This window comes from Acinetobacter sp. V116_7, from assembly GCF_056735735.1.
On record NZ_JBWZIF010000012.1, the window covers coordinates 14800 to 41667 of the forward strand.

Annotated in this window: 27 protein-coding genes and 1 tRNA gene; 10 read left to right on the plus strand and 18 right to left on the minus strand. The window is 37.0% G+C overall.

Annotated elements, in window-relative coordinates:
- Window positions 1-72: 72 nt before the first annotated feature.
- Window positions 73-1152, minus strand: coding sequence for a DNA/RNA non-specific endonuclease (locus AC1PJP_RS02715; RefSeq protein WP_479766489.1), 1080 nt, complete (start codon window positions 1150-1152; stop codon window positions 73-75).
- A 255-nt stretch (window positions 1153-1407) separates the two neighbouring features.
- Here AC1PJP_RS02715 and AC1PJP_RS02720 point away from each other — a divergent pair, with 255 nt between their 5' ends.
- Window positions 1408-1848, plus strand: a complete 441-nt coding sequence (locus AC1PJP_RS02720) for a hypothetical protein (protein ID WP_005300829.1) — start codon at window positions 1408-1410, stop codon at window positions 1846-1848.
- 56 nt (window positions 1849-1904) lie between these two features.
- Here the strand turns inward: AC1PJP_RS02720 and AC1PJP_RS02725 are convergent, their stop codons facing one another.
- Window positions 1905-3782 carry a potassium transporter Kup gene (locus tag AC1PJP_RS02725; protein WP_005300825.1) on the minus strand — a complete coding sequence of 626 codons (1878 nt, stop codon included), beginning with the start codon at window positions 3780-3782 and terminating at the stop codon, window positions 1905-1907.
- 118 nt (window positions 3783-3900) lie between these two features.
- Between AC1PJP_RS02725 and AC1PJP_RS02730 the strand changes: the two genes are divergently transcribed.
- Window positions 3901-3990, plus strand: a tRNA-Ser gene (locus tag AC1PJP_RS02730).
- Between the two features lie 64 nt (window positions 3991-4054).
- Here AC1PJP_RS02730 and AC1PJP_RS02735 read toward each other — a convergent pair.
- The 4 genes from AC1PJP_RS02735 to AC1PJP_RS02750 form a co-directional block, all read right to left on the minus strand.
- Window positions 4055-4396 carry a DHCW motif cupin fold protein gene (locus tag AC1PJP_RS02735; protein WP_479766490.1) on the minus strand — a complete coding sequence of 114 codons (342 nt, stop codon included), beginning with the start codon at window positions 4394-4396 and terminating at the stop codon, window positions 4055-4057.
- An 82-nt stretch (window positions 4397-4478) separates the two neighbouring features.
- Window positions 4479-4937: a hypothetical protein gene (locus AC1PJP_RS02740; RefSeq protein WP_479766491.1), complete on the minus strand. Its 459-nt coding sequence runs from the start codon at window positions 4935-4937 to the stop codon at window positions 4479-4481.
- Window positions 4931-5887, minus strand: a complete 957-nt coding sequence (locus AC1PJP_RS02745; RefSeq protein WP_479766492.1) for an AbaSI family restriction endonuclease — start codon at window positions 5885-5887, stop codon at window positions 4931-4933. Before AC1PJP_RS02745 ends, AC1PJP_RS02740 begins: the two co-directional genes overlap by 7 nt.
- Before the next feature lie 174 nt (window positions 5888-6061).
- On the minus strand, window positions 6062-6619 hold the full coding sequence (locus AC1PJP_RS02750; RefSeq protein ID WP_322005508.1) for an NAD(P)H-dependent oxidoreductase: 558 nt from the start codon (window positions 6617-6619) through the stop codon (window positions 6062-6064).
- A 116-nt stretch (window positions 6620-6735) separates the two neighbouring features.
- Here AC1PJP_RS02750 and AC1PJP_RS02755 point away from each other — a divergent pair, with 116 nt between their 5' ends.
- Window positions 6736-7071 (plus strand): winged helix-turn-helix transcriptional regulator, encoded by a 336-nt coding sequence (locus AC1PJP_RS02755; protein WP_005066976.1) that lies wholly within the window; start codon window positions 6736-6738, stop codon window positions 7069-7071.
- 27 nt (window positions 7072-7098) lie between these two features.
- Window positions 7099-7317 carry a DUF6500 family protein gene (locus AC1PJP_RS02760; RefSeq protein WP_005066974.1) on the plus strand — a complete coding sequence of 73 codons (219 nt, stop codon included), beginning with the start codon at window positions 7099-7101 and terminating at the stop codon, window positions 7315-7317.
- A 62-nt stretch (window positions 7318-7379) separates the two neighbouring features.
- Here AC1PJP_RS02760 and AC1PJP_RS02765 read toward each other — a convergent pair whose 3' ends face one another.
- The 3 genes from AC1PJP_RS02765 to AC1PJP_RS02775 are packed head-to-tail and all read right to left on the minus strand — an operon-like array spanning window position 7380 to window position 9755.
- The gene (locus AC1PJP_RS02765) at window positions 7380-8261 is read right to left on the minus strand and encodes a hypothetical protein (protein ID WP_151822596.1); all 882 of its coding nucleotides are present in this window, start codon (window positions 8259-8261) and stop codon (window positions 7380-7382) included.
- Window positions 8245-9396 (minus strand): DUF2515 family protein, encoded by a 1152-nt coding sequence (locus tag AC1PJP_RS02770; RefSeq protein ID WP_151822597.1) that lies wholly within the window; start codon window positions 9394-9396, stop codon window positions 8245-8247. Before AC1PJP_RS02770 ends, AC1PJP_RS02765 begins: the two co-directional genes overlap by 17 nt.
- On the minus strand, window positions 9393-9755 hold the full coding sequence (locus AC1PJP_RS02775; RefSeq protein ID WP_151822598.1) for a hypothetical protein: 363 nt from the start codon (window positions 9753-9755) through the stop codon (window positions 9393-9395). Before AC1PJP_RS02775 ends, AC1PJP_RS02770 begins: the two co-directional genes overlap by 4 nt.
- An 80-nt stretch (window positions 9756-9835) precedes the next feature.
- Here AC1PJP_RS02775 and AC1PJP_RS02780 point away from each other — a divergent pair, with 80 nt between their 5' ends.
- A complete protein-coding gene (locus tag AC1PJP_RS02780) occupies window positions 9836-10510 on the plus strand; it encodes an Ntn hydrolase family protein (protein ID WP_479766493.1) in 675 nt (224 codons plus the stop codon).
- Between the two features lie 33 nt (window positions 10511-10543).
- On the opposite strand, the gene AC1PJP_RS02785 is transcribed toward AC1PJP_RS02780, so the two are convergent.
- Window positions 10544-11092 carry a TetR/AcrR family transcriptional regulator gene (locus AC1PJP_RS02785; protein WP_322005511.1) on the minus strand — a complete coding sequence of 183 codons (549 nt, stop codon included), beginning with the start codon at window positions 11090-11092 and terminating at the stop codon, window positions 10544-10546.
- Window positions 11093-11855: 763 nt separating this feature from the next.
- Between AC1PJP_RS02785 and AC1PJP_RS02790 the strand changes: the two genes are divergently transcribed.
- Window positions 11856-12758 (plus strand): helix-turn-helix domain-containing protein, encoded by a 903-nt coding sequence (locus AC1PJP_RS02790; RefSeq protein ID WP_479766494.1) that lies wholly within the window; start codon window positions 11856-11858, stop codon window positions 12756-12758.
- Window positions 12759-12869: 111 nt separating this feature from the next.
- The gene (locus AC1PJP_RS02795; RefSeq protein ID WP_013196646.1) at window positions 12870-13871 is read left to right on the plus strand and encodes an aldo/keto reductase; all 1002 of its coding nucleotides are present in this window, start codon (window positions 12870-12872) and stop codon (window positions 13869-13871) included.
- 45 nt (window positions 13872-13916) lie between these two features.
- Here the strand turns inward: AC1PJP_RS02795 and AC1PJP_RS02800 are convergent, their stop codons facing one another.
- From AC1PJP_RS02800 to AC1PJP_RS02825, 6 genes are all read right to left on the minus strand, one after another.
- The gene (locus tag AC1PJP_RS02800; RefSeq protein WP_035332186.1) at window positions 13917-14309 is read right to left on the minus strand and encodes a hypothetical protein; all 393 of its coding nucleotides are present in this window, start codon (window positions 14307-14309) and stop codon (window positions 13917-13919) included.
- A gap of 20 nt (window positions 14310-14329) precedes the next feature.
- Window positions 14330-15073, minus strand: a complete 744-nt coding sequence (locus AC1PJP_RS02805; RefSeq protein WP_479766495.1) for a hypothetical protein — start codon at window positions 15071-15073, stop codon at window positions 14330-14332.
- 182 nt (window positions 15074-15255) lie between these two features.
- The gene (locus AC1PJP_RS02810) at window positions 15256-16452 is read right to left on the minus strand and encodes an ATP-grasp domain-containing protein (RefSeq protein WP_322005513.1); all 1197 of its coding nucleotides are present in this window, start codon (window positions 16450-16452) and stop codon (window positions 15256-15258) included.
- Window positions 16449-17660, minus strand: coding sequence for an ATP-grasp domain-containing protein (locus AC1PJP_RS02815; RefSeq protein WP_322005515.1), 1212 nt, complete (start codon window positions 17658-17660; stop codon window positions 16449-16451). Before AC1PJP_RS02815 ends, AC1PJP_RS02810 begins: the two co-directional genes overlap by 4 nt.
- A gap of 14 nt (window positions 17661-17674) precedes the next feature.
- The gene (locus tag AC1PJP_RS02820) at window positions 17675-18565 is read right to left on the minus strand and encodes an FAD-binding oxidoreductase (protein WP_447506792.1); all 891 of its coding nucleotides are present in this window, start codon (window positions 18563-18565) and stop codon (window positions 17675-17677) included.
- Window positions 18566-18580: 15 nt separating this feature from the next.
- The gene (locus AC1PJP_RS02825) at window positions 18581-19261 is read right to left on the minus strand and encodes a hypothetical protein (RefSeq protein WP_004789949.1); all 681 of its coding nucleotides are present in this window, start codon (window positions 19259-19261) and stop codon (window positions 18581-18583) included.
- Window positions 19262-19612: 351 nt separating this feature from the next.
- On the opposite strand from AC1PJP_RS02825, the gene AC1PJP_RS02830 reads away from it, so the two are divergent.
- Window positions 19613-20497 (plus strand): DMT family transporter, encoded by an 885-nt coding sequence (locus AC1PJP_RS02830; protein WP_479766496.1) that lies wholly within the window; start codon window positions 19613-19615, stop codon window positions 20495-20497.
- A 122-nt stretch (window positions 20498-20619) separates the two neighbouring features.
- Here the strand turns inward: AC1PJP_RS02830 and AC1PJP_RS02835 are convergent, their stop codons facing one another.
- The gene (locus tag AC1PJP_RS02835) at window positions 20620-21237 is read right to left on the minus strand and encodes a TetR/AcrR family transcriptional regulator (protein WP_479766497.1); all 618 of its coding nucleotides are present in this window, start codon (window positions 21235-21237) and stop codon (window positions 20620-20622) included.
- 132 nt (window positions 21238-21369) lie between these two features.
- Between AC1PJP_RS02835 and AC1PJP_RS02840 the strand changes: the two genes are divergently transcribed.
- Together AC1PJP_RS02840 and AC1PJP_RS02845 are read left to right on the plus strand one after the other, a co-directional pair.
- Window positions 21370-22497 (plus strand): efflux RND transporter periplasmic adaptor subunit, encoded by a 1128-nt coding sequence (locus AC1PJP_RS02840; RefSeq protein WP_262771256.1) that lies wholly within the window; start codon window positions 21370-21372, stop codon window positions 22495-22497.
- Window positions 22494-25538, plus strand: coding sequence for an efflux RND transporter permease subunit (locus tag AC1PJP_RS02845; protein ID WP_416684889.1), 3045 nt, complete (start codon window positions 22494-22496; stop codon window positions 25536-25538). The genes AC1PJP_RS02840 and AC1PJP_RS02845 overlap by 4 nt, the downstream gene beginning before the upstream one ends.
- A gap of 510 nt (window positions 25539-26048) precedes the next feature.
- On the opposite strand, the gene AC1PJP_RS02850 is transcribed toward AC1PJP_RS02845, so the two are convergent.
- A complete protein-coding gene (locus AC1PJP_RS02850; protein WP_013196635.1) occupies window positions 26049-26843 on the minus strand; it encodes a TauD/TfdA family dioxygenase in 795 nt (264 codons plus the stop codon).
- Between the last annotated feature and the right edge of the window lie 25 nt (window positions 26844-26868).

Here is a 26868-nt window from a genome sequence, read left to right on the forward strand (position 1 = left end):
TCCATAGACAGATCTGTCTATGGATTCTATTTTAAACATTTACGGTTTTGCAATAACAATCAAAAAAGCTGTTTATTTCATTATTTGCAAGAAATAGTTCACTAATGCTTCAACCAGTTGCTTCACAATCGCTTGGCGTGTTTCTTCGTCAATCGTTGGAACTTTTGCTTCCATTGGTTCTGATGAACCACTTTTTTGTTTTTTAAACTGGTCTTGTAGCGCTTTAATTTGATCGGCGTTTAAGTCCTGCTCACATTGACTCTCGCCATCCCAATGTAAATAGTCTAGCTTCTGATTTGGCTTAACCGAAGCTGCCGTTAAAGGTAGACGATAGACATTACGCTTTTGTTGCTCAGTTAACTGTGGAAACAGATTAACGCCTAAACGTTCTTCAAGGTAACAAACACTCACCACTTTCACTTGCAGAGAGTTATTGTTGGGTGCGTAGTAAGCCCCAATAGCGCCAGTTTTTGGCATATACACCGCTTTATAAACTGCGGTTGGAACAATGACACCCTTACCAATGGTTTTAAGGCGTTTGCCCTCAAAAACAGGGCCAGTAACAACATATACATCTTGTTTTTGCTTGGTCGCAAGGGCACGTGTGGCTTCTTCAAGTTTACGCCAAACTTCCTGATTATTCTTAGGCGCTTGCGGCACCATATTACTTAACGAGAAGCTATCAGACTGTGAGCTTTTATTTGGCATATCACCATTCGGTGCCATATGACCACGGTCATAGCCTGAACCACGATAATCACTTAATAGTGCTCGATGCTTTTGATCAATACGGGTTTCTTCATGGAAGTTGTCTTCACGCTTAATTTTGACACTCAAACGTTCTGCATTTAAATGCTCAGCCGACCATAACGGCGTTTTAGAAATGCCTGAATACAAGACATTAAAGCCATTAAAACACAGCGGATAACTGTCTTTTTTTAAGCTATCTTTATTTAAAGCAGGGGGAACTTCTCGATAGAACTGATTAAGGCAAGTCGAGTTAGTACTTAAAGGTGAAAACCACTGCGAAATCTTTTCACTACCAAATGCAATCGCAAAACTTCCCGCAGCAATACAAGCAAGAATAATCTTGCCAAAATGCTCACTTAGAGAGAATGAGTTTGTACCTTTACTACGTTTTTTACTTGCCATGTTTCTATCAATACCACTGTCCACACGCAGCTTAACAATCCTGCTTTTTTAAGTATATCTCTTATCTTTCAAATGGTTAAAACATGGTCATCTTTTTTGTAACTCCATTTCCCCTTACGTAACAATCTGTTGGAATTATGAGATGCTTTAGCTATTGAATTACGCCAATTGCGTATCTTTCGTTGAAAAACACTGATTGCTTATGACATGGTTAGCTCCACAAATTTGGATAAAAATATAATCGGAGTCCACTTAATGATCCATTCAAAGATTATTGGTATTGGCGTAATCACGGGATTATGTAGTATGGCCGCTTTGGCTGAGCCAGCAGTCCAGCCAGGAGATACTTTAGAAAGTTTGTCTAAAGTGAAAGTTACGACAACGGTAAATGGCCAACCTGGTTCTATTAGCGATTTAGTCAATAGCGGACAAGTACAGCAAGTTTCTGCTGCACCGACAAATGCAGCGCCTACTGGTGCTCCTATTCCGGCAGATGTTCCACCAGCACCTCCAGCAGGCGGTGAATTGGCTCCACCAGCAGCACCAACTGATGCAGTACCACCTGCACCAAACCAAGCGCCTCCAGCGCCACAAGATCCGAACACTCCACCGCCTCCGGCAGATCCAACTCAGTCGGCAGACCCGATGGCAAAAGATGGTGGTTTGCCAGCAGATGCACCTATGCAAGCTCAGTAATCAGAGCCATAAAAAAACCAAGACATCTGTCTTGGTTTTTTTATTACATCAAATTTTTAGATTTCGATTTGGCTACCTAACTCAACTACACGGTTAGTTGGAATTTGGTAGAAATCACTCACTGGACTGGTATTACGCTGCATAGAGATAAATAGTTTTTCTCTCCATGGAGACATTCCATCGCCCACTGAATGAACAATACGATCGCGTGAAATAAAGAAGCTGATGTGCATCAAGTCATATTCAAGACCTAACTGCTCATAAGCTTGCATAAGCGCTTTTGGTACATTCATTTCATCTTTAAAGCCGTAGAAGATTTTAATACGGAAGAAATGTTCAGCTAGGGTTTCTGTTGAAATACGTTCTTCTGGTGCAACAAATGGTACGTCTTCAATGACTACTGTCACCAAGATATTGCGCTGATGCAGCACTTTATTGTGCTTGATGTTATGCAGCATGGCATGTGGCACAACGTTCGGCGTACCCGTCATAAAGACAGCATCACCCGGCACCCAGTGCACGCTATTACCAATACTTTTCACAAACAAATCTAGAGATAACGTATCGTGTTCGAGCTTGGCAAAAGTAAGCTCACGACCACGTTTCCATGTCATTAAGATGGTCACTGCAATCGCACCAATTAATAATGGTACCCAACCGCCCGACAAGATTTTAAGTGAAGTTGCTGCGACTAAAACCGACTCTAAAATAAAGAACGGAATAATCAGGAGCAGCACTTTTGGCATGCTCCATTTCCAAGCCGAATAGATGAATACAGCAACCAAAATCGTGTCACACAGCATAGTCAAAGTTACAGCTAGGCCATACGCACTTGCCAAGTTTGAGCTGGTTTTGAAAATCAAAATTAAGATAATAATTGCGATTAAAAGCAACCAGTTTAAGAAAGGAACATAAATCTGGCCTTCTTCAGACTCAGAGGTATGTTTAATACTTAAACGTGGTAAATAACCCAATTGAATCGCTTGGCGAGCAAGTGAAAACACCCCAGAAATTACAGCTTGAGAAGCAATCACTGTTGCCATGGTCGCCATAATAATCATTGGGTAAAGTGCCCACTGCGGAACCAATAAATAGAATGGGTTTTGAATCGCCGCTGGGTCTCTTAATAGTAAGGCACCTTGACCTGCGTAGTTTAAAACCAAGCACGGCAACACTACAAAGAACCATGCTAGACGAATTGGAACTGGTCCAAAATGTCCCATATCGGCATACAGTGCTTCACCACCAGTGACTGTTAAAACAACAGCACCCATAACAAAAAAGGTCATTACGGGGTGGTGATAGATAAACTGAATCGCCCAATGTGGACTAAACATGCCCAACACCACAGGAGTCTGAATGACGCTGTGAAGACCTAATAATCCTAACGATAAGAACCACACCATCGTGATCGGGCCAAAAAACTTACCGACAAAGGCCGTACCGTGTTTTTGTACCAAGAATAACGCGATGATAATGGTGATCGCGATTGGCATGATGAAAGGGTCAAACACATCGGTTGCAATAGATAAACCTTCGACTGCCGACAGTACCGAAATGGCTGGGGTAATAATACCGTCACCAAAAAATAGCGATGCGCCAATAAAACCAATGGCAATCATGTAGATTTTTTTGTTGTCGGCAATTTTGGCTTTACGCAAGTTCAATGCGAGTAAGGCCATGATTCCGCCTTCGCCATTGTTATCTGCACGCATGACAATAGCGACATACTTGATGCTGATGATCAGCATTAAGCACCAAAAAATAATGGATAAAATTCCTAATACGTTTTCAGGCTGAATTCCCAACCCATGCGCTGCATGGAAGGACTCTTTTAAGGCGTAGAGTGGACTTGTTCCAATATCTCCAAAGACCACCCCAAGAGCTGCCAAAGCCGTGGCAGGCAAGGTTGCTTTTTTGGCCGTATTTTGCATTGTGTAATTAAACCAATATGATTTTTATCGCAATCTTATCACCTCTATTATTTTTTTTCTGTAATGCTCATCTTAAATCTTGGCAGGACTCGTTTTTTTAGTTACTATCGCACGCCTTGGTGAGGTGTCCGAGTGGCTTAAGGAGCACGCCTGGAAAGTGTGTATACGTTTGCGCGTATCGAGGGTTCGAATCCCTCTCTCACCGCCAGAATTGAAAAAAGACCTAAATCATTTTGATTTAGGTCTTTTTATTTAACTTAAATAAAATCAATTTAATCAACAATAAGTAACTTCGCACCATTCAGGCTAAAAGACTGATGTGGTTCTGAATTATCCCCTACCTGATAACTCATTCCCGGAGTTAAAGTAAATGTTCTTCCGTCTTTCAATCTACTTTCTAACTCACCTTCTAGGCAAAATAATATGTGCCCTTTCTCACACCAATGGTCTGCTAAATAATTTGCTGAGTACTCGACATGTCTTACTCTAATTTTATTTCCTTCTTCACCAAAAAATTGAGTTTTCCAATAAGCTTTTCCTGTTTCACCGCTATATTCAGTGACTTCAATTTCTTCCCAATTTGTACTTTGAAATGGAAAAGGCGCGATATTCATAATTTTTTCCAAAGACGTATTATTGTATTTTTCAACTTATAGAAAAATTTGGTTTTTGCAAATGATTTAAAAATATTATTTCTTAAGGCCCGCTGCCTAACTCAGTAACGAGCCAATGAGACTTCGGATCCTTTTTTACAACAGTTACAAACACAATATAGGTTCCCGCAGGGTTACCAGCAAGATCCGCATGTACTGTTTTTATCTTTATGGAGAGTGAAATCATTTTATAAAATTGTTGATAGTAATCAGGTCTATTTTTTGCTGAGTCGTAACGAACTTTTAGTACTTCTAGAACTTTTGAATCTTTATAAATTTGGGGTATTTCAGCACTTCGAATATTTAAGTTCTCACCTGACCAAACATATTTATATGCTGTAGCTACGTCTCCATTAGAAAGTGAATTAAAAAAGGAAATAGCCACTCGACTCGCTTGTTCTTTTTCAGAATTAGCCTTTTTCTCGTATACCTCAAGGGTTGCAAATAAACATAATCCAGCAAGAATTAGTCCGATAGTTATAAAGATTCTAGACTTTAGCATTTGGCTTCCTTGGGAGAATACGTTTTGACTTCACATGCTACCCGTTTCCATACCACCCCATCTTTTAAATCAGCTTCTTGAAATTCGTATAGTCCCATAAAACGATACATAGCTCGACTATTCAAATTATCTTTAACTCTTGCAAAGACAATTCTTTTCTGTGGGCCATTTTTCCACTCTTCTAGTTTTTTAAATGTAATAGCTTCATCTGTCGACTTTTCAGTAATCATTAAGCCATCAGGCGATATAGTATTAATCCAATCTTTATTTTCATAAAGTCGAGGAAACCAGATTAAGGTATCTTCTTCATATGGATGAAGTGCTCCACCTCTCTGATAATTTTTATAGTTATAACCAAAGCAATTACAGACATCTTTTGTAGTTTTTAAGATCACATTATCAGCTAGGCTCATGCTTCCTAAATCAATATAAGTTTGAGGGTTGTATTCTGTTTCTATATTCCATTCTTTAAAAGCAGAAGCTTCTATCTTCTTATTCTTTGCAACCTTTATTTCTTCTATAATTTTATCAATTTGTTGATGAATACTTTCTAAATTTTGAGGTTCACCTTCCTGATTTTTATAAACATTCACCCGAAAAATTTTATGACCAGTAATGCTAATAATATCTTCTTCTCTCATAGCATCACTTTCGGTCTGAGAAATACTATAAATTGGTTCATCTGTCAGATTAAGGGAATATTCTATTTTGCTATTTTTTAAAAAGTGATGTCCTTCATCAACTTCAATATGAATACCAAGTTGAGGAAAATATAAATCAGTTAAAGCAATTTTCTTATTTGATAATCTAACAAACTGTTGAGTGACAAATTTCAAGGTAAAGTCGTTGAGTAAATGAATAATTCGACTAACTACATATGCTTCATAACGTTTATTTTTAGTACGTCCTAATTGCCGAATGACGTAATCTGTTAAATCTGAACTAAACATAATTGAATTTTTAATAATCTATAAGTAAAGCTGTAATTTTACTCCTCTAAATTTTCCTTGTCGCTTAATTGAAAAAAATAATAATTATTTAAATCATAATGATACCTTACATTAAAACTATCTATTTGTAAGGAAAGACCCAAACCTCACGTTCAGGCCTCTCCCTTTTTTAACTTACTCAGACAACGCTAATAACTTCTGCACGTACTCGATTGCATTATTCTCTATGTCTTGGTGAGTCGGAACATCGTCATCTTCTGAAGGGTTTGTGTCTAAGCCATAAAATGCATGAAGTGGTTGGTAGTCCGCCCCAACATATAAAGCCGTTAGCTTAAATGGAGTAAAAATCTGCTCTAAAGAAAGCTTGTATTCACCCTGCTCTGAATAAACGTTTTCTTTCACACCAGCAGACAAAGCCAACATAAACTTTTTATTTTTAAGCTTGTCACCTGTTGAGCCATACGCCCAACCATAAGTCACAACTTCATCAATCCATTGTTTCAAAAGCGGTGGGCAGTTAAACCAATACACTGGAAATTGAAATACTAAATTTTCGTGCTCTTCGACCAGTGCTTGCTCTTTGGCAACATCAATCACACCGTCTGGGTAGGCTTGATAAATTTGGTGAACTGTAAATTGATCTGGATGTTTTTCTAGTTCCTCTACCCATCTTTTATTTACAACAGATTGGTCTATGTGAGGATGCGTAACGATGACTAATGTCTTTTTCATTATGAAAACACTCTTATCGAAAAGTTGATAAATCGATTATAGAAGTGTGCTTTCCTAAATATAAGTACGGTAATTTGTGTTATATACTATACTAAAAGATAGTGTAGATTTTAAAAATGACTGAATGCGTTCCATCACATACGCCATTAGAAGAGACAGGTTTCGGCTATACCCTTTCTTTAATTAATGGCAAATATAAAATGATTATTATGTATTGGCTGTATGAAAAAAATGTCATGCGTTTTAATGAGATGCAACGCTGTATTGGCAATATTTCATTTAGAACGCTCAGCAATACCCTTAAAGAATTAGAAAGAGACGAGCTTATTATTCGTAAGGAATATCCTCAAATTCCGCCAAAGGTTGAATATCGCCTTTCAGAAAGAGGACAGTCTTTGATTCCTTTGTTAGATATGATGTGCGATTGGGGCGAACGTAATAAATCATCTTAGTTTTATAGACTTGAAGTGATACTAAATATGAGAAATGAATTAAGAGAAATTTTTATTAAGGGATGCGACGATAAAATTGAAAAGAAGGGAGACAATGTTGGTCTATCTTTTTATGCTTTTTTTAAAAATAAGAATGATAACCCTGAGTTACTGATGGAAGCAGCGCATTGGTGGATTATGGAACATAAGCTAGATCACTTCGAGAAGGCTGTTAAGATTAAGCAGTTGGTTTTGAGTGAGCAGTAATTAGAGTTATTCGAAAAGGCTTAAATTTAAGCCTTTTCATTATTTTTAAATTTAAAAATTAATTACTTAACATATGACCAAACATCAGGATCTGTATATTCTTCATCGATATGATAGCCTTCAGCCTTAGCTTTTCTCTCTTCCTTTTCACGATATTTTTTATTTTCAATTAATCTCTTTTTAAACGCTTGCTCAAACTCACTAGGTGTCATTTTATCAGAGTCAGGAATTGAGTCTCTTTCATTGTATCGAACACTTTGAAAGCTAAATCTAAGCATATATTGTTCTTCATTCCGCTCATTTTTAGCTGTTCTTTTTAAACTGATATCTAAAATAACCCCATTAGCATACAACCTATAACCCAATGATTTTGTCGGGCTGTTGTTTATTATATTTTTCCACTCTTCAAAACTAAAAATATAACTTGGGTCAATGACATCACGACTTTTCGATAGATGTTTAATATTATCTTCTTTAGCTATACGCGGAGCATCGGTGAAGAAATAGTTTTTCCAGCCAGCCTGATTAATACGTTTCATTAAAGCTACGTAGCTTTGATAAACCTGCTCTGGGGTAGCAAATTCTTCTTTTGTGAGGCCAGCATCAATATCTAAAACTTGGATCCCTTCATTTTTGTCATATTGAGTACCTAATACAGAGAAAGCATGCTCAATTAACAAACTGTTAGAGCCATTCTCTATAGTTAATTTTCCTAAGTTAGGAGGAGAAAATTGAAGTTCTCTAAAGCTAACGCCAGCTGGATGATTATCGACATTTCCATCACTATACTTTGAAAAATCTTGAATACCTTTTTCACCCATATGCAAAGTGTAGGCCTGCTGATTCATAGTCAAATTCTCATTATGTTCTGATGTTGGCTGACAAGCGGAAAGTAATAATCCAAAAATCAAAATTAGGAAATATTGTCTAAATTTTGCCATCATTACTATCTTTCCCTACTTTAAACTCTGCTTTGCTATCTCCCCATCCTGAAATAACTCCTAATTCTTTTTCTAAAAAGTCTCGTCCTTTATCGCTTTGCATTAATCGATGATATTTAGAAGCCGCAACTTTAATCCATTTTATACGGCTATCATAAACTTCAACCTGAGTACCCTCTAATGGTTCGCTATAAACCGTTTCAGGTAGTTGGGATAGAACACCTGCATGACGTCCTTTATACTGTCCTTGTTTATTAGGTTTAACTGCATCGACACCATAATCACTAGTTAAAACAAGAGTACTATCTGGTAAACCTGTAATACGTTGCAAAGAAGCCTGTTTCTGGACTTTCCATTCCTTCCACACAAGTTCTTGTAAAATATTATATTGTTCCTGAACTGCAATCGCCATCAAATGGTCAAAAAGATTTTTAGAAGCCGTTTTAAAATTATCGTTTCGAGTCTTCCCTGCTCGCTTAAAAGTATTTTCAATATCTGGTAAATACCCAAAACCCTCTTCTATCTGGTCAGTCCATCCTAATTGTTTAATAACGGATAAGGAATTAGACCAAGGCAAATTCTCGACTTCCTTTTTAATATGTTTAAAACCAGATACTTTTCGGGCTTTCATACAATTTTTAAAGGAGGCTGATGAAGCACTCCATGCATAATGCCATGGTGCAATATCCATAAATAACCATAAATTGCCCTTAGCAAAAGAATGTACTGGGTCTCGAATCATAGAATTAATAACAGGGGCTGTTAAAACACCGCCTATGGCACCAGAAATCACGGGTGCCCACTTATACCCCCATGCAGTTAATCCATGTTTAAAAATAGCAGCTACAGTTTTTGAGGCAAATGCTCCAAGTCCCATCCAATAGTAACGACCTCTAAATAGTTTAGTTCCTGAAATTTCTTGTTCTAAATAAATTCTGGCATAGACAGAAGCAATACGCCTTGCTCTAGCCTCATATCCAGGTTCAAGTTTGTAATGATTTGCACTTTTTAGATTAGAAACTCTTTTTATGGCCTCTTGCTGATAAATTTCCCAGAAAGTTAAGCAATCACATTGAACGGTTTTACAGCTATTTTCCGTAGTATTGGTATTACTATCCCAATCAAGACTTCCACTCATTTAGCATCACCATCATTGTCAGCAGAATCAGCCTCGAAACTTATCCAATTTAAATCCAACTTCAAATTTTCTTCCTTAGAAGAATGAATACGCTTAGACCTACCCTTGTCATCTGCTTGAGAGATGTACTCATTTCCATCGGTAGAAATTTTATAGTCTACTTTTTTCATGGGTTCACCAGAAGGTAATAACATTTGGAACTTTTCGTTATATGACTCAAAAGCAGGTAATCCTTGAATATTTACTCCTACTTCAGCCCCACCTTTAAATAAATGTTGCCCAGCTTTTACTTCAAACTTTGCTGGAGTAATTAATGTAATACCATTTTTATTAATAATGATCTGAGAACCGCCAGCCATATACAAAACCTTATCTGGTAAAAATTTATTTGTCTTCCTAAAATAGATTCCATGAAAATTAACTTAACTATCTTAATATTATGACCTTTATTCTTGCTATTCAACTTGAGGACAGTATTGTGATAGCAGCCGATACTCGTAGTGCCGTGCCTCATCAGGATAATGGCTCATATTTATATCAAGATGGTATTCAAAAGCTCTTTCCATGGGAAAACGGTATTATTACAGGAACTGGCGAATTAAACCTTATCCAAAATGTTATGCATTCTTTCGATAAGTTTACGAAACAGAACATTCATGAGCTACCAAATTTATTGAAGACATCTAAATTAATGCGTGAACAAGAAATCACACATTCACAATTAGAAATCACAAAATTATTATATTCGACTTATAGTGAAAATGGAGCACAACTTTACTCAATTCAACCTAACAAACTAGAAGAATATGAAGTAATTAGATGTAAGGAAAATGAAATTTTACTATGGACATTTAACCCAGATATTCGACCTATTATTAATGCACTTGCAGAGTTATATTCCAGCTTAAAACCATTAAATGTATTTACTAATACGGCTGACTGTATTTATTACTATTTAAACCAAATATCTCCTATCTTTCATAAACAAGCCCAACATGATTCTATGATGAGCAAAGAATTTAACTTCTTTTTTCAAACCAAAGATGAATATTTTTTTGGAGAATATTTAAATCATAACTCTAGTACACAGAGTAATAAAATAAATAATTTTTAAAAGCAGACCCAACTCCCGTCGGGCCTCCCCCCATTAAACCCGACTTAAAAAATAGTCGAGTAATGCATCCCTTTCATCGGTGTTATTGGTCCCTAAAAGCTGGACCATGGCTCCATCAATCACAAATAAAAACATGTGCGCATCTGCAACTGTAGAGGTAGGCTTTACGGTTAAAAGCAATTTATGAATTTCATCAATTAACCATTTTCGGTAGTCAATCACGAGTTTATATGCTGCTGGATAGATCTTTTCAATTTCAAAAATAGCTTTAAATGGCAAACGATAAAAGCCATCTAAGTTCACATGTAAAAGGTAAATTTTCTTGAGTTTATCGAATGCCATGAGTTCACGGTACGAATGAATAATTGAAAACACCTCATGTTTTAATGCATCTATTTGAAAAGTTAAGCTCATCTGAATGAGCCTTTCTTTGGAGTGAAAATAGTTATAAAAAGTGGCTTTGGGGATTTTGGCTTCCTCAATAATTCGATCTATCCCGATGTAAAACCCATTTTGATTAAATAAATCTTTTGCTGCGTGGAGCACGCTTAATGCTCTAAATGAAGCTTCTAAATTTGGCATTGTTATACCGTTTAAAATAATTTTTTGTTGTATGTAAAAGAGATAGAAATGCCGTCGCTCTTAAATTGAGCGCTAAAAACAGGCATGCAGAAGCCACACAAGAAATGGTGTGCTCGCCTATCTCGGGTTTTATTGTTGCTATGATTTTTTAGTCGTAATGACCTATGACTTAAAACCTAGAGTCGGTTAAACCGTTTTAAAGACCAGTTGGGTATAGAGTCAAAGATTTTGGCGAAGATTGCCAATGAGAGAGATGAAATAGTACGCATGTGCGGACTCCTTGTGTGTAAAGGAGTTCTACCCGATCACTGTCAAATGATGGTGGTAGAACGAGAGAAGGTTGACAGACTGACACACAAGAATCAGCACGCACAAGGCGTCCCTCCCTCGCCCTACCGCTACGAAGGGGGACGAACGAGTTCGCCACCAAAAAGAGAACTTTTTGATGTCTTGTGTGTTATATCGATCTGTCAAAATCGACTGGCAATGTGGCCAGCAGGCAAAGGATAATCCGCGCATTTTTGAGTGTCAATGTGATATTGGCTATTCATTTATAAAGATTATTTTTATTTTTCATTAGCATAGTGATTTAGGAATATATTTTCTTAAAGTTTAGTTTGTCTGATCATTTCATTATTAATTTATCATTCATTTTCAAAACTGCTTAAATGAACAGATTGATCGCGCTATAAATAAAAGCTACAGTAAATAAAGTTTGAATTTTATAACTTTAAATAAATTGATAACGCACGCAGGCAAAGACATGGAAACCATACATGATTTTTATCGCCGCTTTTCTTTAACCAGAGATAGCGATTACTCGGTTCCATCGACTTCATTTGGACATTTCAATGTGTTCCAACGCGATGCCTGCTCGTTTCTCACACCTTATAGCCGCCGCGATTATTATAAAATTTCACTGGTTTTAGGCACAGGCGAACTTCACTACGCCAACCGTTGGATAAAGGTAGATCGCCCTGCTTTACTGTTTTCAAACCCAATGGTTCCCTATGCATGGGAAATTAATTCGCCCGAACAGGCAGGCTGGTTTTGCCTATTTACCGAAGAGTTTGTAAACCAAGAATCTAGACAAAGCTTTTTAAAAGACTCACCGCTGTTTAAAGTCGACGGCGACCCGCTGTATTTTTTAAATGACCAACAGGTTGAGGAAATTTCATTTATTTTCAAAAAGATGATGACTGAAATAAATTCAGACTATATTCACAAATACAACGTTTTAAGAAACTATTTGCACCTGATTGTGCATGAAGCCATGAAAATACAACCGACCCAACAGTTTGAAAAACATAGCAATGCTGCGGTTCGGATTTGCCATTTGTTCTTTGAATTATTAGAACGCCAGTTCCCAATTGACTCGCCCCATTTTCAGCTCAAACTCAAAACTGCAAATGACTATGCCTATGGTCTGTCGGTGCATGTAAACCATTTAAACCGAGCTGTAAAAGAGGCTACAGGTAAAACCACATCCGAGCATATTATTTCGCGCATTACTCAAGAAGCCAAAGCGTTGCTACAACATACCAGTTGGAATATTTCTGAAATTGCCTATAGCTTAGGCTTTGAATATTCAGCGTATTTCACCAACTTCTTTAAGAAAAATACGGGCTTTTCACCTAAAAAATTTCGCGAAGACTGTGTAGCCTAAAAACAGATTGTTTGAATTTTATAATTATTGGTTTGAATGTTATACGTCAGTTTGAGCCAAAGCATTTTATAGTTTTTCTACTCAAGTGATTTTGCAAAAAGAGTGTGAAAAATGAAATATAGAACTTTAGGACAAACAGGCGAAAAAGTATCAGCACTTGGTTTAGGTTGCATGGGAATGAGCTTTGCCTATGGTGCCTCAGACGACACACAAAGCATTGCAACCCTAGAAAAGGCATTAGACCTCGGCATTAACTTTTGGGATACCGCCGACATGTACGGCAACGGCGCAAACGAAGTTTTGCTCTCAAAAGTTTTAGAAAAACATCGCGACAAAGTGTTCTTAGCGACCAAATTCGGCTTTCGCTATAAAGAAGACAACCTTAACCCACAAAACTCTTTAGAGTCTTATATCGACGGTTCTCCAGAGTGGATTAAAGTTGCGGTCGAAAACAGTTTAAAACGCTTAAATACAGACGTGATTGATTTGTATTATGCACACCGCATTGACCCAAACATTCCAGTTGAAGACACGATTGGGGCAATGGCCGATTTGGTCAAACAAGGTAAAGTTCGTTATTTAGGACTCAGTGAAGCGTCAGCTGAAACTATTCGTAAAGCGCATGCGATTCACCCGATTGCAGCGGTTCAACATGAATATTCATTGCTTACCCGTGAGCTGGAAGATACGCACTTTAAAACCATTCGTGAGTTAGGCATTAGCCTTGTGCCGTATTCACCGTTATCGCGTGGTTTAATCACCAATACGCTTGATGTGAGCAGCCTAGACGAAAGTGATTTCCGTCGTCAGTTACCACGCTATCAAGGCGATAACTGGAAAAATAACCAAAGCTTGGCGCAAGCATTTAGCGACTTTGCTCAAAGCAAAAATGCGACAGCAGCTCAACTGGCTTTGGCTTGGATTTTGGCGCAAGGTGACGACATTATTCCAATTCCGGGTACGCGTAAAATCGAGCGTCTCGTGGAAAATGCGGGTGCCGTAGACCTTCATTTAACAACAGCAGACTTGGCAGAAATTGAAGCGATTATCGCGAGATATCCAAACATGGGCGCACGCTATAACGCTCAGCAACTTGCTGCGGTCAATCACTAATATCTAAGTCATAAAAAAGTCCGACTCAGTGTCGGACTTTTTTATTTAGTCTTTGCTATATGTGCCTTGTTGGCGTCCCCCTTCCCAAATCGCGTCTAATGATTTGTCAGAAATCGTTAGGCTTTCAGGGAAAATACTTAAATCTTTTTTAAATTTAGCCTCTGGTTTTAAACCAATACAGTCACCATTTTTCCACCATGTACCTTCGGCATATTGGTCTAAAGCACCCACAGCAAGCATCCATTTAAACTTACCGTCTGGCTGAAGTAAAAGCTCTGAACCAACTTCCATCACGCCATTTAAATAATAGTGCCCACTCCACGCCTCATCGGCTTTTTGGAATTTCACTTCTTTGCATGTGCTGGTTGGCTCGGCGTAAATTTGAGATGAAATGGCAATCGTAGAAACGAGTAGCAACCGTGCAAATTTATTCATCATTCAATTCCCTATTTTTAGGTTTATTTCCCAGACTCAACTTTTAAATATGTACCATCTGCATAAACGTTATGTCCAAAGCCACAGCCCGAGTTACCCTCGTTTTGTTTGGCTTGAATATAATTTCCTAATTTCGCGTTGGTTTTAAAGTCGAGTTGAATACGACAGTCTTCGTCTTTATAAATGGTTTGCTTTTTATTGCTCGGCATTGTGGTCCCAAACTCACCCATGTTCGGGCCGTAAATTAAGCTTCTAAGACCCATATATAAACCAGCATAGCTGATTGCATATTGGCTCTTCTCACGGCTTACCGTGATGTGATCCCACTCACCAAAACCTGAATAACGTACATACTCACCTGACAAATCATTTGAGGCCTTAGGTGTAGGTAATTGCTTAAGATTAAACTGGCTCGATTTTGATTTGTCATCGAGCATAAACCACGATCTCGCCCAAAGTGGCTGACCCAATTTTGCGTAGGCTAAGCCCACATTATTGTTAGCAACTTCAACATCACGGTCGGTAAATTTAACTGTGGTTTCATCTGCATTGGCTTTACAAAATGCAGTCCAAGAAGCTTGGTTCTGGAAATTTTCGAGCGCTTTTTTATATTGTTTTTGGTCGTAATTTTTCTTACCTAAGCTCGCGTATTGCTTCACTTTATTACAGCCTTGTTGTAATTCTTGTTCAAAAGAAAACTCTGCATGCGTGACCGCCAAAGCCGAAAGTGTAAGAACCGCACAACCTGAAATAATAGATTTAATCATTTTTAAAATTCTTTAATAATTAACTAATTATATAATATGAGTAAGTTTTATAAATCACAATTCTCTGAAACAAAAGTCCCTTACAATGCTATTTAAATTAGGTACTTTCATTACACCATTTAAAAAGGCCTGAACATTTTAAGTCCAAGCCTTTTGATTTTTAGAATTTAGCCAAATCTCAACTAAGAAGATTCACTCAGACTCAAATTAGAATGATGATTTTGACAAATTGCGCTTTGCAAAATTTTCATACTATTTTTAATCGCATCTTCGACCTGTATTTGGCTATCTCCCATGAAATGAATTTTGGCAGGGATATTTTCATAACTAAAATTGTTATGGTCACCACTTTCCTGAATCAACTGATAGGTAATGGTTTCATTTTCGAGCTCTTTAATCCCATTAAATAAAAAGCCTGAACTATAAGGATTAGGCATCATTAGAAAGCCCGTAATTTTCGTGTTCACTGGCTCTTGTGGAATTTTCATGGCTGCCTTAATCCACATTTCATATAAGTCGACTGACTCATTGCGTAATGTGATGAATGGAATTTCTCCACCGCCTACTCGTCCACCCACTTCCAAAAAGACCAACTCACCCTTCGATTCAATAAATTCAAGATGAATCGCCTGATCTTTTAATTTTAAGAATTTACATACCTCTAAAGTAAATTTTTCTACTTTATTAATAAATTCAGAATTATCAATCGTTACAGAGCCTAATGGCACACCATTTCTGAAATCTAAACAGGTATTAATATATTTTGAGACTTTAAAGTAAGGCATTTGATTGTCTGAAATAATCGCATCGACGTGATAGATATCCCCTTCAACAAATTCTTCTACTTCATAGCCCGCATATGAAGATAAACGAGGAATATCGGCCAACTCACTAATTTTAATTACCCCTTCAGAAGCCGCGCCTACTTGAGGTTTTAAAATAATCGCTGAGCCAATTTCCAGCAAAAACTTTTCAATATCTTGATACGAAGACACTTCCGAATATTTAGGGTAACGCACAGTCGAATGAGCTAAAGCATCTTTCATTTTTTTCTTGTTACGGCACAACAAATTATCTTCGACAGTTGCACCCACAATATTCAATTCCGTTCGAATACGAGCGGCAGCGTCGAGGTCATATTCTGAGATGGCAATAACGTAATCTATAGGTTTTTTCTTATAGATTTTTTTAGCTTGATCGAGAACGTCTTCTTCATTTAACTGCTCTAACCCAGCTATGCAGTAACAGTTTGAAGAAGTGATATAACGCATCGTTTCTGTTAATGAAATATAAGACACATGCACGGCATCGTGATCTATATATTTATTATAATCAGATAGTTCATCGTCATATCTATTGATGATTAATACATGTTTCATATGACTTTCACCTGCTCATGTATATGTTTGACTAAACTACGAATCTTATCTTCGCTTTCGGAACGGAAAATGAAGTAGCCTAATCGTGAGGTCCAATCATGGTTGCACGCCAATTCATCGTTTATTTCATAGTAGAAGTGATGATGTACACATTCAGGTGCTTCTAACAGTTGATCTAAACTACTAAAACCTTTGAACAGACGGTGATTACCTTGGGGCATAAAGGCAATTGCAGAAACCAGATTTTTTTCTATTGAAGGTGTATATGGCAGGTCTAAGTATTCGCTCAATACTGCTTGAGCAAGGTCAAAATTAGTCGCCAATTTAATTAACTCAACAATATTGTCGCCCGGTAAACGTGCTGCTAACTCAATTGCGACTGCTTTTCCTTGAGGTGTAACTCGCAGTTCTAAGTGAAAAGGCCCAATATTTAACGCTAAGGTTCGAATTACTTTTTCTGCATAGTCAAAAACATGTGCAGAAAATTGACTGTCATATTGATTACCCACAATATGCCCAATTTCGACAAAGTAAGGTTCTGGCCCTAATAGTTTTTCTGTTAGCGAAGCAAAGGTTATTTTTCCATCTGTATGGATAATTCCTTCAACACTGTATTCTTTACCTACAATGTATTCTTCAACAATTAAATCACCACTGGCATAGAAACCAATATCGTTAGGCTTAGCTTTCCAGATCGCTTCAACTGTTGTTAAAAGTTCCTCAAAATCTGCAACTTTTTTAACAGACATACTGCCCGCCATATCAACTGGCTTTACTACAGCAGGAAACTTAAAGCCTTGAGGTAAGTCAATTTCTTTAGCCTGTGAAATCAAGGCATATTTAATATCGCTTAAACCTGACTTGGTTAGCTTGTCACGAAATTTAAATTTATTTCGAACTGTTTGAGCTGCCCTATATCCAAGAGAGTTTTTGGCAAATGAGTTACCGAGCTGTGCTGCCATAGGTACAGCATATTCAACACCGGGTAAAATGGCTTTTATGGTCTTTAACTCAACAATTTTAGAGAGTTGACTATGAAAATCACTGGTATCTATTTTTATTATTTCTTTTGCTTTTTGGCGCATTGTTCCATCAATGCTGCACTCTCCTTCATCAGTAGAAAAAACATATAAATCTATCCCTAATTCTTGAGCGGCATTTAAATAAGTGACGCCTGAAGAAATAGGTTCTATAACTACTACTGTCATTGTTACAGTCTCCGTTAGGGACCAAAACTTTCTAACTCACACAGAGGCTGATTTAAAATTTTATTAATTATTGGGGTAGAACCAACACCCACTGTTAACTCGTGAGAGTCCAAATAATTTGAAAAATCAAATCCATTATTCGTCCACGTACAAAACGGGATATTTATAATATTGACCTCAGCGGTAACTTGTTCTCGAAAAACATTGAAGCAATGTTGATGATAATCACTTAAAACCGACCGATTAATCGCATAGATATTTACTTTAGAAATAGGATTTTTTCGGATGAGATCTAATCCACGAGTAAGTGCAGCTCCCATGCCGCTTCCACCGCTTACAATATTCAGCGTAGAGATATTTTTCTCGTATTCAGGTTCTATATGATTATTCAGGTTGTATTCTAATTGATCACCAATCGCCAGCTTTTCAAATAAGTTAGAAAATATTCCATTTGGTCTTAATTTTATGTGCAAAACAAAAAAATCATAATTTTTCACACCCAGTGAAACCACAGAGTAACTTCGAATTAAAGGCTCTGATGGGTGTTTAATATTCACAATTGCTTTAGAGCTAAAGAACGTCCTTTTAATTTTAAATGTGAGCTCAACAATATTTTCAGCAAGAAAACTTTTACTGACAAGTTGAGCGACACTAAAATTATTAACCAATGGTGCGATTTCGACATCGCTATGAGCATAGCTAATACAAGGTAAGAACTCTTTCCCTACGGCAACCTGATTTCCCGACTCATATACGACTCCACCTTTTAGCTTACATCGACAAACCCGGCACACACCTTTTAAACAGCCTTTCATCACGGCGCTCTCAGGCACCGCATCGATGAGAGGCTGTTCAGAATCAGCAATGTAAATATGCTCTTGAGTGCGGATATTTACCATTGGCATATTCTAAGTCCATTGCTATGAAAGCGTTTCAGCACGTACAGCCTGAAAATACTCACCCACCATTGGAACAAAGCTATTGATATGCTTGATTGCTAAATCAAAGTCTTCTTGTGTCTTAATTACAGAAGAAAGCATCTCTGTCATCATGCCGCTATGGTCTTCAGCTTCATCAAATGCAACATGCGAAGCTGCACCAGATACAGCCTGATTCCCCATATGAACACCCGCTTTTTGGGTAATAAAATTATTAAATTTGTCGCCATAATATTCGAGGAACCAGTCCCAAACGACTGCTGGTAATGCCCCAAATTTCTCTACACAAAAGTTTAAGTACCCCATCAATTTCCATGTTTCAGGAAATGCATTTTTTGAAACGATCTGATCTGAAGAATAGCCATATTTAGTCAAATCCTGACCGAACATTTCATCGTGACCAAATTCATCATATAAATAATATGAAAGCTGTTTTGCGGCAGAGATATTATTGATTGCTGCAACACGCACTGCATTTGCATCTAATTCATTATTCATATGAATGCGAATAACACACTCTAAAATATGACGTTTATAATAATTTTCATCAAACCAGTCTTCATTATGAAATTTATGCATAATCTCATCTTTTTTAAACTCGCTATGCATAGCATGATCAACCGCACTTTCTAATTTTTTCAAACTTTCCTGTGAAAAAAACACGAATTATCTCCATTATATTTAAATTATTATCTAAGTATTAAATACTTATTTAGCTAGAATTAAGACTGTTATTAATTAAACTTAAAACAATCAAATATTATGTTTAAATATATTTTTAAAAATGTCAACAAAATATTATTTTTAAGAATTTCTAATTAAAATTAAATAAAATAATTTAATTAACAATCGAACAACAAATAATTTTTAATAAATGGATTAATTCAAATTAATATCCATCACCAACAAAATTTAAATAATTTATACTTCATGGAAAAGAAGGAATTTGACAGGGCTATATTGCGGAAAACAATGTAGACTCCTTATGGCTAAATATATGGAAGTATTAGAAAAGTGAATAATCTGATTATTGGGACTCTATTTGCACTTTGTGCGGCTGCACTCAATGCCTCTATTGGTGTGATCAGTAAACTGCTTATGCACAGTGGCTTAAGCCCACAAGACATTGCTTTTTTAAAAACAGTCATCGCCTTCTTCTTTTTAAGTGTGTTTTTATTTAAAGTTCCTGTTAGCCAAAAAATTGCTTTTATTAGCAATACTCCCAGCAAACTGAGTGTTTTTGTCCAAATTGCAATATGTGCTTTTTTAGGGATTTTTTCACTATTCTTTTTCGAAACCATTGCTTACAACCATGGTGCAGCAGCCAATGTAGTTGTGGTGCTCATGGCTTCAGCCGCTATTTCAGCTTTATTTTTTGGTAGATTAGTTTTAAAAGAAAGTATTTATATTCATTCTATTGCTGGAACATTATTAGCTGTAGCGGGTATTAGTTTAATTTCATGGAAAGGTGAAAATAGTTTATTAATGCTTATCAATGCCTCTATTGCAGGCACTGGCTATGGTCTATTTTCAGTATTAATTAAAAAATTCAGATTAAATGGTGGTTTATTCCTAACGAAGTATTTATTACTTTTTGGTAGTGTTTATCTTGCCGTTCCCTTTTTAATTAATTTTCAAAGCATTAGTTTTAATTCCAATATTATTTTAGGTTTAATTGGCTTGGCAGTTCTGCCGACCATTCTTGGATTTTATTGCACAACCAAAGCGTTAACATATCTACCCGCAGCAAAAGTACAAGTGACCGAACTTTCCGAACCCATTTTTGCAGCACTAATGGCTTGGGTTTTCATTCATGAACAGCCAACCTTATCGTTTTTGTATGGTGCAATTTTCATTATTTCAGGCATCTTTTTAATGAATAAAGCGCCTAAAGCCTAGTGCAAATTTAATTTTGATAAGGGAACAAAATCCAAGCTCTCTTTAAAACTCAATTTATCTAATTTTAAAAATATTATTGATAAACTTTAGAGAGCTTTATTTAATTTAGACACAGTTCTACTTTAAGTTGGGCAAAGAATTTTAGACACAGAAAGTAGTAATATTTCGATTTGCTGTAAGTCTAAACCTGCCCTAGCACGAATTCCAATACTATGCGCGGCAGAAGTCATTAAGAAAACTAATGCATCAATATCAGTATCATGAGGCAATTCTAGATTTTGTTTAGCTAGGCTCAATCGTTGATAAAGCTGTTCATTCATTTCTGTTAAAACTTCTTTTAATACAGATTGGATTTCATTATCAGCCAACGCATCAGCCATGGCTGTTGATATAACTGCACATCCGCTCAAATCGATATCTTCATGATATCCATCTACTTCGAGAGCTGTTCGCAAATATCTCAAAATAACATCGGCAAACGACCTATCCGTATCTTTACGTTCCAATGCTTTGCCAAATTCTGTCTGGGCATATTTTTGGAAATAATGCATCGCTTTAATATAGATTGTGCGTTTATCTCCTAAGCCAGCATAAAGACTTGGTCGGTTTAAACCTGTGGCCAAAGCCAAAGTATCAAGAGAAGTTCCTGAAAATCCACCTTTCCAAAATGCATGTAATGCCCGCTCTAATACTTGCTCAGGGTCATAAGAGCGCGGTCTGCCTCGAGATTTAATTTCCATTTGCGATCTCCATAAAAAATTTATTGACTATTTTATACAAAACAGTACAAAATTCAAATATTTTGCGAACCAGTACAAAAATACTCCTCTGAAAACTTTAATTGTTTAAAAATCCCTTTAAGGATCTACGAAATGCCTCCGATTGAGTTTAAAAATCAATTAAAATCATTAGAAACAAATATCTACATGATTTTTATAATTTTATTTCTTGTAAGTATTCTCCCCCTAGTTGGTTGTAGTAATAAAACTGAAGAGCCAGAAAAGGTTATTACTGTTCAACTCACCACAGCTCATCCTGCCAGTGAGCTCTCTAATTTATCTTTTTCAGGAAATATTGTACCGAGAGTTGAAAGCCAACTTTCTTTTCGGGTAGCAGGTCGTATCATTAAACGTTTAGTAGATACAGGAGCTTCTATTACAAAAAATCAAGCCTTGGCCCAGTTAGACGATACTCCGTTTAGACTTAGTATTCAGGAAGCAACTGCTGAATTGCATCAAGCACAAAGCACTCTCACAAGACTACAAAGAGATCTTCAACGTAATCGTAGTCTGGTTAACATAGGCGCTATTTCCCGATCCGATCTTGATAGTCTTGAAAACTTATATCAAAACACTCAAGCACAAGTAAATGCAGCACAAAGTCGCCTTGATCGGGCACAAAACGATTTAAGTTATACGACTTTACGTTCACCAGCAGTAGGAACAATTGCAGAAGTTCAAGCAGAAAGTGGACAGGTTGTTTCAGCTGGCACCCCTATATTTAAATTAGCTCAAAATGGTGAAAATGAAGTACAGATAGATGTTCCTGAAAGTCAAATTAATGAAATCAAAATAGATCAACAGGTCAGCATAAAATTACTTAGCTTATCAGACCATACTTTTACGGGTCATGTGCGTGAAATAGCGACTGTTGCAGATCCAAATAGTCGTACTTATCGTGTTCGAATCTCTATATCAAATTTACCGGCTGCAGCTAAATTAGGTATGACAGCAACGGTCCATTTTTTAAATAATAATGTAGATCAACAAATTATTTTACCTATTGGTGCCCTCTTCCAAAAAGGACAGCAAACAGCCGTTTGGATATTACCCCACGGTGCAAAAAACCTTCAGCTTCGTCCTGTTAAACTTAGCAAAATCAATACTGAGACTATTACCATTGCCAATGGTATTCAGGTAGGTGAACAAATTGTTACTGCGGGTGTTCATCGTCTCGATAGCAAGATGAGTGTAAAAGCATGGGATGGGAGGTTACCGTGAAAGGATTTAACTTATCCAGTTGGGGACTCCAGCATCGAACATTAATTATTTTCGCGATGCTACTTTCTCTTCTTTTAGGTGCTGTAGCTTATTTTAAATTAGGGCGCGCTGAAGATCCAAATTTAACGATAAAGGTCATGACAATAGATGTAAATTGGCCAGGCGCTACTACACGAGATTTAGAACAACAGGTTGTTGAAAAAATTCAGCGTACACTTCAAGAAGTACCTAATTATGATTATGTACAAAGTTATGTACGCCCAGGACAAGCAACCATCTTTTTAGTTCTGAAAGACTGGACACGTAAAAGTCAAATTGAAGAAAGTTGGTATCAAGCACGTAAACGAGTAAACGACATACGGCAAAATTTGCCTCAAGATATCCAAGGACCATTTTTTAATGATGACTTTGGAGATACCTTTGGGTCTATTTACGCATTTCATGCTGACGGATTTGATGATGTCCAAATGAAGCAGGTTCTTCTTTCTACAAGAGACCATTTACTTCAGGTTCCTGATGTTTCCAAAGTCATTCTATTAGGCGTTCAAGAACCTCGCTTTTATATTGAATTCAATTATGCCAAGTTAGCTCAATTGGGTATTTCTCCCTTAGACTTAGTTAATGAATTACAAAAACAAAATGCAGTCGAACCAGCAGGAACTTTTGAAGGTCCTCATGCCCGTATATATGCTCGTGTTGATGGAGATGTAAAAAGCGTACAAGACTTAAAAAATATCGTAGTTCAAGTCGGAACACACAATATTCATTTAGGGGATGTTGCTCATATTGATAAAGGGTTTATCGATCCCCCACAAATGTCTATGAGACGAAATGGTGAACGTGTCACTGGTCTTGCTGTTTCAATGACAGAAAAAGGCGATATTCTTTCTTTGGGCAAACATCTAGATCAACGTATTAAAGAGGTACAAGAAAACTTACCTGCGGGTATTTTTATTGAAAAAGTAGTGGATCAACCTAGTCTCGTTGAGCATTCAGTTAATGAATTTCTCGGACACTTTATTCTAGCTTTAGGCATTGTTCTTGCCGTCAGTTTATTTGCTTTAGGCGTGCGGACAGGGATTGTGGTTGCTTTATCTGTTCCACTAGTTTTGGGTATTACCTTTTTCTTTATGTGGCGCCTAGATATAAATTTACAAAGAATCTCCTTAGGTGCACTTATTATTGCCTTGGGCTTGTTAGTCGATGACGCGATTATTGCTGTTGAAATGATGCAAGTCAAAATGGAAGAAGGTCTGGACCGTTTTAAAGCTGCGAGTTTTGCATGGAGTAATACAGCTTTTCCTATGCTAACAGGTACTTTAATTACAGCGGCGGGCTTTGTTCCAGTTGGCTTTGCCTTATCTTCAACAAGTGAGTTTACCGGATCAATTTTTTGGGTGGTTGGGATTTCTTTAATTGTATCTTGGTTTGTAGCAGTACTATTTACTCCTTTTTTAGGCACAATTTTACTTCCCAAAGTACAGCCACATCATTCTCATTCCTCGAAAAATTCATACAGAGATAAACTTTCTCAATGGTTTAGTCGTAAAATTGCATGGTGCGTCAAAAAAAGGAAATGGGTTTTACTGACCACTGTTCTCAGCTTTGTTCTCGCTTTAGTTGCATTTCAATTCGTTCCTAAACAATTCTTTCCAGATTCACCGCGTGCAGAAATTCTAATTGATGTACAGCTCGAAGAAGGTGCTAGTTACACGGCAACGTTAAACGCAACGAAACAGGTTGAAAAATTACTTTCCAGTGATCAACGGGTCCGAGACTACACAGCTTATGTAGGAAGTGGTTCTCCTCGTTTTTATCTATCTCTTGATCCAGAAACACCTAAAAATAATTATGCACAGTTAATTGTTTATCCAAAAGATATTGAACAAGCGAGTCAATTAACTTCTGATCTACATAATCGTCTCATTCAGCAATTCCCTCATATTCGAACACGGGTTTATCGTTTAGAGCTAGGTCCCACCGTTGGTTACCCTGTACAGTTTAGGGTACGTGGTAAAGATCCTGAAAAAGTTCGTGAAATTGCTGCTGAGGTTCGCGACATTATGCGTCAGCATCCAAATGTACGTGATGTCAATTTTCAATGGAACGAACGTAGTAAAGCCATCAGATTTATCATTAATCAGGAACGTGCCCGTAGCTTAGGAGTAAGCTCGCAAGATATTTCACGTACCTTACAAATGTTATTAAGTGGTTATACAGTTACCCAGATACGAGAAGGCACAGAGTTAATTGACGTTGTAGCAAGAGCCAAAGCAGATAATCGGCTTGATACAGCTCAAATGGGCCAAATTACGATTCGTGCATCAAATGGAAAAAATATTCCTCTAGATCAAGTCGCTGAACTCAGACCTGTATTAGAAGAAGGAGGAATCTGGATACGTAACCGTTTACCAACTCTCAGCGTCCGTGCTGATGTGTCGGGTGCTCAAGCACCAGATGTCTCAAAGCAAATAGAACCAATGCTAAATGATCTTCGTAAAATGTTACCCATTGGCTACAGTATTGAAACTGGAGGAACTATTGAAGAAAGTGCTAAAGCAGATGCAGCTATTCAATCTGTTATGCCGGTGATGTTATTACTTTGGGCAATATTCTTGATGTTACAACTGCAAAGCTTCAGTCGCATGTTTATGGTGGTATTAACAGCTCCACTTGGCATGATCGGAGTAAGCCTAGCCTTATTGATTACTCGTGCACCATTCGGTTTTGTGGCCACATTAGGAGTAATTGCTCTAGCTGGTATGATTATGCGTAATTCGGTTATTTTAGTTGATCAGATAGATAGAAATATTTCTACCGGTCAAACGCCAGAACGAGCGATTATTCAAGCCACTGTAGGTCGTACTCGTCCTGTTCTATTGACAGCTTTAGCAGCAATTTTAGCAATGATTCCTCTTACACTTTCCACATTATGGGGCCCAATGGCAATTGCGATTATGGGGGGTTTAGCAGTAGCAACGATACTTACTTTATTCTTTGTCCCAGCACTCTATGCCGCTTGGTTTAGAGTGAAAAGCTAAATTTATTTAGCTCGATAGAACTAAAAATTTATAGCTTAAAAGCACAAATAGATTTTTCTATTTGTGCTTTTTTAATGGTTTATAAACTTCTAAAGTGAGGAAAATGATGAGTCACTTGTAAATTTGAAGTAGCTCATTATTCAAATTTTATAAGAAGAAAAAATAGTGTTAGACAAGATAAGCCGCTAAGAAAATTTCTACACCTGATTGTACAGAGTTTTCAATTTCCGCAACTCCCATACGGAAATTTTTAATTTTTTTACTACACATCACTTCAGAAATGAGACAAATACATTTGGTAAAAGAGTCCCTATATACTAGGTCCTATTATAATTCCGGCTAGAATTTCACCTAGTGATTCCATTTGAGCTAAAAACCTTTGAGCAATCTAGGCAATGATTCTGCTGATAAGCAGAATCACCACCCACTCAATGGAAAATCTGTCCTAATAACTTCAGCTGAAGCACTTGATCCATTAACATTTTCCATCGATTTTTTTCTATCGATTAGTTACAAGATATGGACACGTTTTAAATGTCGATTCACATTTCCCTCAACTTTTGCACGGCCATGTAATACCGAATTATTATCAATCAACATGTAATCGCCACTGACCCACTGATGTTGGTACATGTATTTAGGGTCATATAAAATCTCTGTAATTGACTGAACAATTTCCTGTGATTCTACGGGTTGATGATTTGTATCTTTAATGGAGAGCTGTACAGGATTCACTTCCTGATTATCTTCATTTTCGATTTCAATAAACCGGATAACTGAATGGCCTTTATGAGGATGGTTTTCAATGAGGCTTACATCAATTGAGCCGCCATAATGTGCTTTTTTTTCAGTCGAATAAGATAGCTTAATTTTCTTCCAGTCTTCTAATTGACTAGAAGGTATATCTTTCAAAATACGTGTGGTATCAACAAAAAGTGTTTCCCCACCTCGCCCATCTTCTGAGGATACGGTACACTGAAAAGCATTAATTCTTGGAGTTTGTTTCGCAAAAGCTCCATCCCAATGCAATTCAACTCTGCCTTTTGAGAAAATATGGTTTTTAGGATCTTGTTCCATTTTTACATTGAGTAAAGCACCAAACTCCCAATACATCAGATTGCCCAATGACTCACAAAAGTTAATATATTGTGGATCTGGTAACGCTTTAAATCCACGAAATACTAAAACTTTATATTGAGACAACAAGTTATTTAAAACCTCGGCACCGATCTCATTAATATTGTCATGATCACCAGATGCAGTTATTAATGCTCCAAATGGAGATAAATCTTTTACACTAAACATTATTCAAATCTCTAAATATAAAACC

Coding starts and splice junctions, on each gene's coding strand:
- AC1PJP_RS02800 (WP_035332186.1), bottom strand. CDS start 14,309: ATGATGAATAAATTTGCACGGTTGCTACTCGTTTCTACGATTGCCATT.
- AC1PJP_RS02765 (WP_151822596.1), bottom strand. CDS start 8,261: ATGATGGCAAAATTTAGACAATATTTCCTAATTTTGATTTTTGGATTA.
- AC1PJP_RS02835 (WP_479766497.1), bottom strand. CDS start 21,237: ATGGAAATTAAATCTCGAGGCAGACCGCGCTCTTATGACCCTGAGCAA.
- AC1PJP_RS02810 (WP_322005513.1), bottom strand. CDS start 16,452: ATGAAACATGTATTAATCATCAATAGATATGACGATGAACTATCTGAT.
- AC1PJP_RS02805 (WP_479766495.1), bottom strand. CDS start 15,073: ATGATTAAATCTATTATTTCAGGTTGTGCGGTTCTTACACTTTCGGCT.
- AC1PJP_RS02785 (WP_322005511.1), bottom strand. CDS start 11,092: ATGCCAAATTTAGAAGCTTCATTTAGAGCATTAAGCGTGCTCCACGCA.
- AC1PJP_RS02750 (WP_322005508.1), bottom strand. CDS start 6,619: ATGAAAAAGACATTAGTCATCGTTACGCATCCTCACATAGACCAATCT.
- AC1PJP_RS02850 (WP_013196635.1), bottom strand. CDS start 26,843: ATGTTTAGTGTAAAAGATTTATCTCCATTTGGAGCATTAATAACTGCA.
- AC1PJP_RS02820 (WP_447506792.1), bottom strand. CDS start 18,565: ATGCCAATGGTAAATATCCGCACTCAAGAGCATATTTACATTGCTGAT.
- AC1PJP_RS02790 (WP_479766494.1), top strand. CDS start 11,856: ATGGAAACCATACATGATTTTTATCGCCGCTTTTCTTTAACCAGAGAT.
- AC1PJP_RS02795 (WP_013196646.1), top strand. CDS start 12,870: ATGAAATATAGAACTTTAGGACAAACAGGCGAAAAAGTATCAGCACTT.
- AC1PJP_RS02715 (WP_479766489.1), bottom strand. CDS start 1,152: ATGGCAAGTAAAAAACGTAGTAAAGGTACAAACTCATTCTCTCTAAGT.
- AC1PJP_RS02745 (WP_479766492.1), bottom strand. CDS start 5,887: ATGTTTAGTTCAGATTTAACAGATTACGTCATTCGGCAATTAGGACGT.
- AC1PJP_RS02780 (WP_479766493.1), top strand. CDS start 9,836: ATGACCTTTATTCTTGCTATTCAACTTGAGGACAGTATTGTGATAGCA.
- AC1PJP_RS02720 (WP_005300829.1), top strand. CDS start 1,408: ATGATCCATTCAAAGATTATTGGTATTGGCGTAATCACGGGATTATGT.
- AC1PJP_RS02840 (WP_262771256.1), top strand. CDS start 21,370: ATGCCTCCGATTGAGTTTAAAAATCAATTAAAATCATTAGAAACAAAT.
- AC1PJP_RS02775 (WP_151822598.1), bottom strand. CDS start 9,755: ATGGCTGGCGGTTCTCAGATCATTATTAATAAAAATGGTATTACATTA.
- AC1PJP_RS02755 (WP_005066976.1), top strand. CDS start 6,736: ATGACTGAATGCGTTCCATCACATACGCCATTAGAAGAGACAGGTTTC.
- AC1PJP_RS02740 (WP_479766491.1), bottom strand. CDS start 4,937: ATGCTAAAGTCTAGAATCTTTATAACTATCGGACTAATTCTTGCTGGA.
- AC1PJP_RS02770 (WP_151822597.1), bottom strand. CDS start 9,396: ATGAGTGGAAGTCTTGATTGGGATAGTAATACCAATACTACGGAAAAT.
- AC1PJP_RS02725 (WP_005300825.1), bottom strand. CDS start 3,782: ATGCAAAATACGGCCAAAAAAGCAACCTTGCCTGCCACGGCTTTGGCA.
- AC1PJP_RS02815 (WP_322005515.1), bottom strand. CDS start 17,660: ATGACAGTAGTAGTTATAGAACCTATTTCTTCAGGCGTCACTTATTTA.
- AC1PJP_RS02760 (WP_005066974.1), top strand. CDS start 7,099: ATGAGAAATGAATTAAGAGAAATTTTTATTAAGGGATGCGACGATAAA.
- AC1PJP_RS02735 (WP_479766490.1), bottom strand. CDS start 4,396: ATGAATATCGCGCCTTTTCCATTTCAAAGTACAAATTGGGAAGAAATT.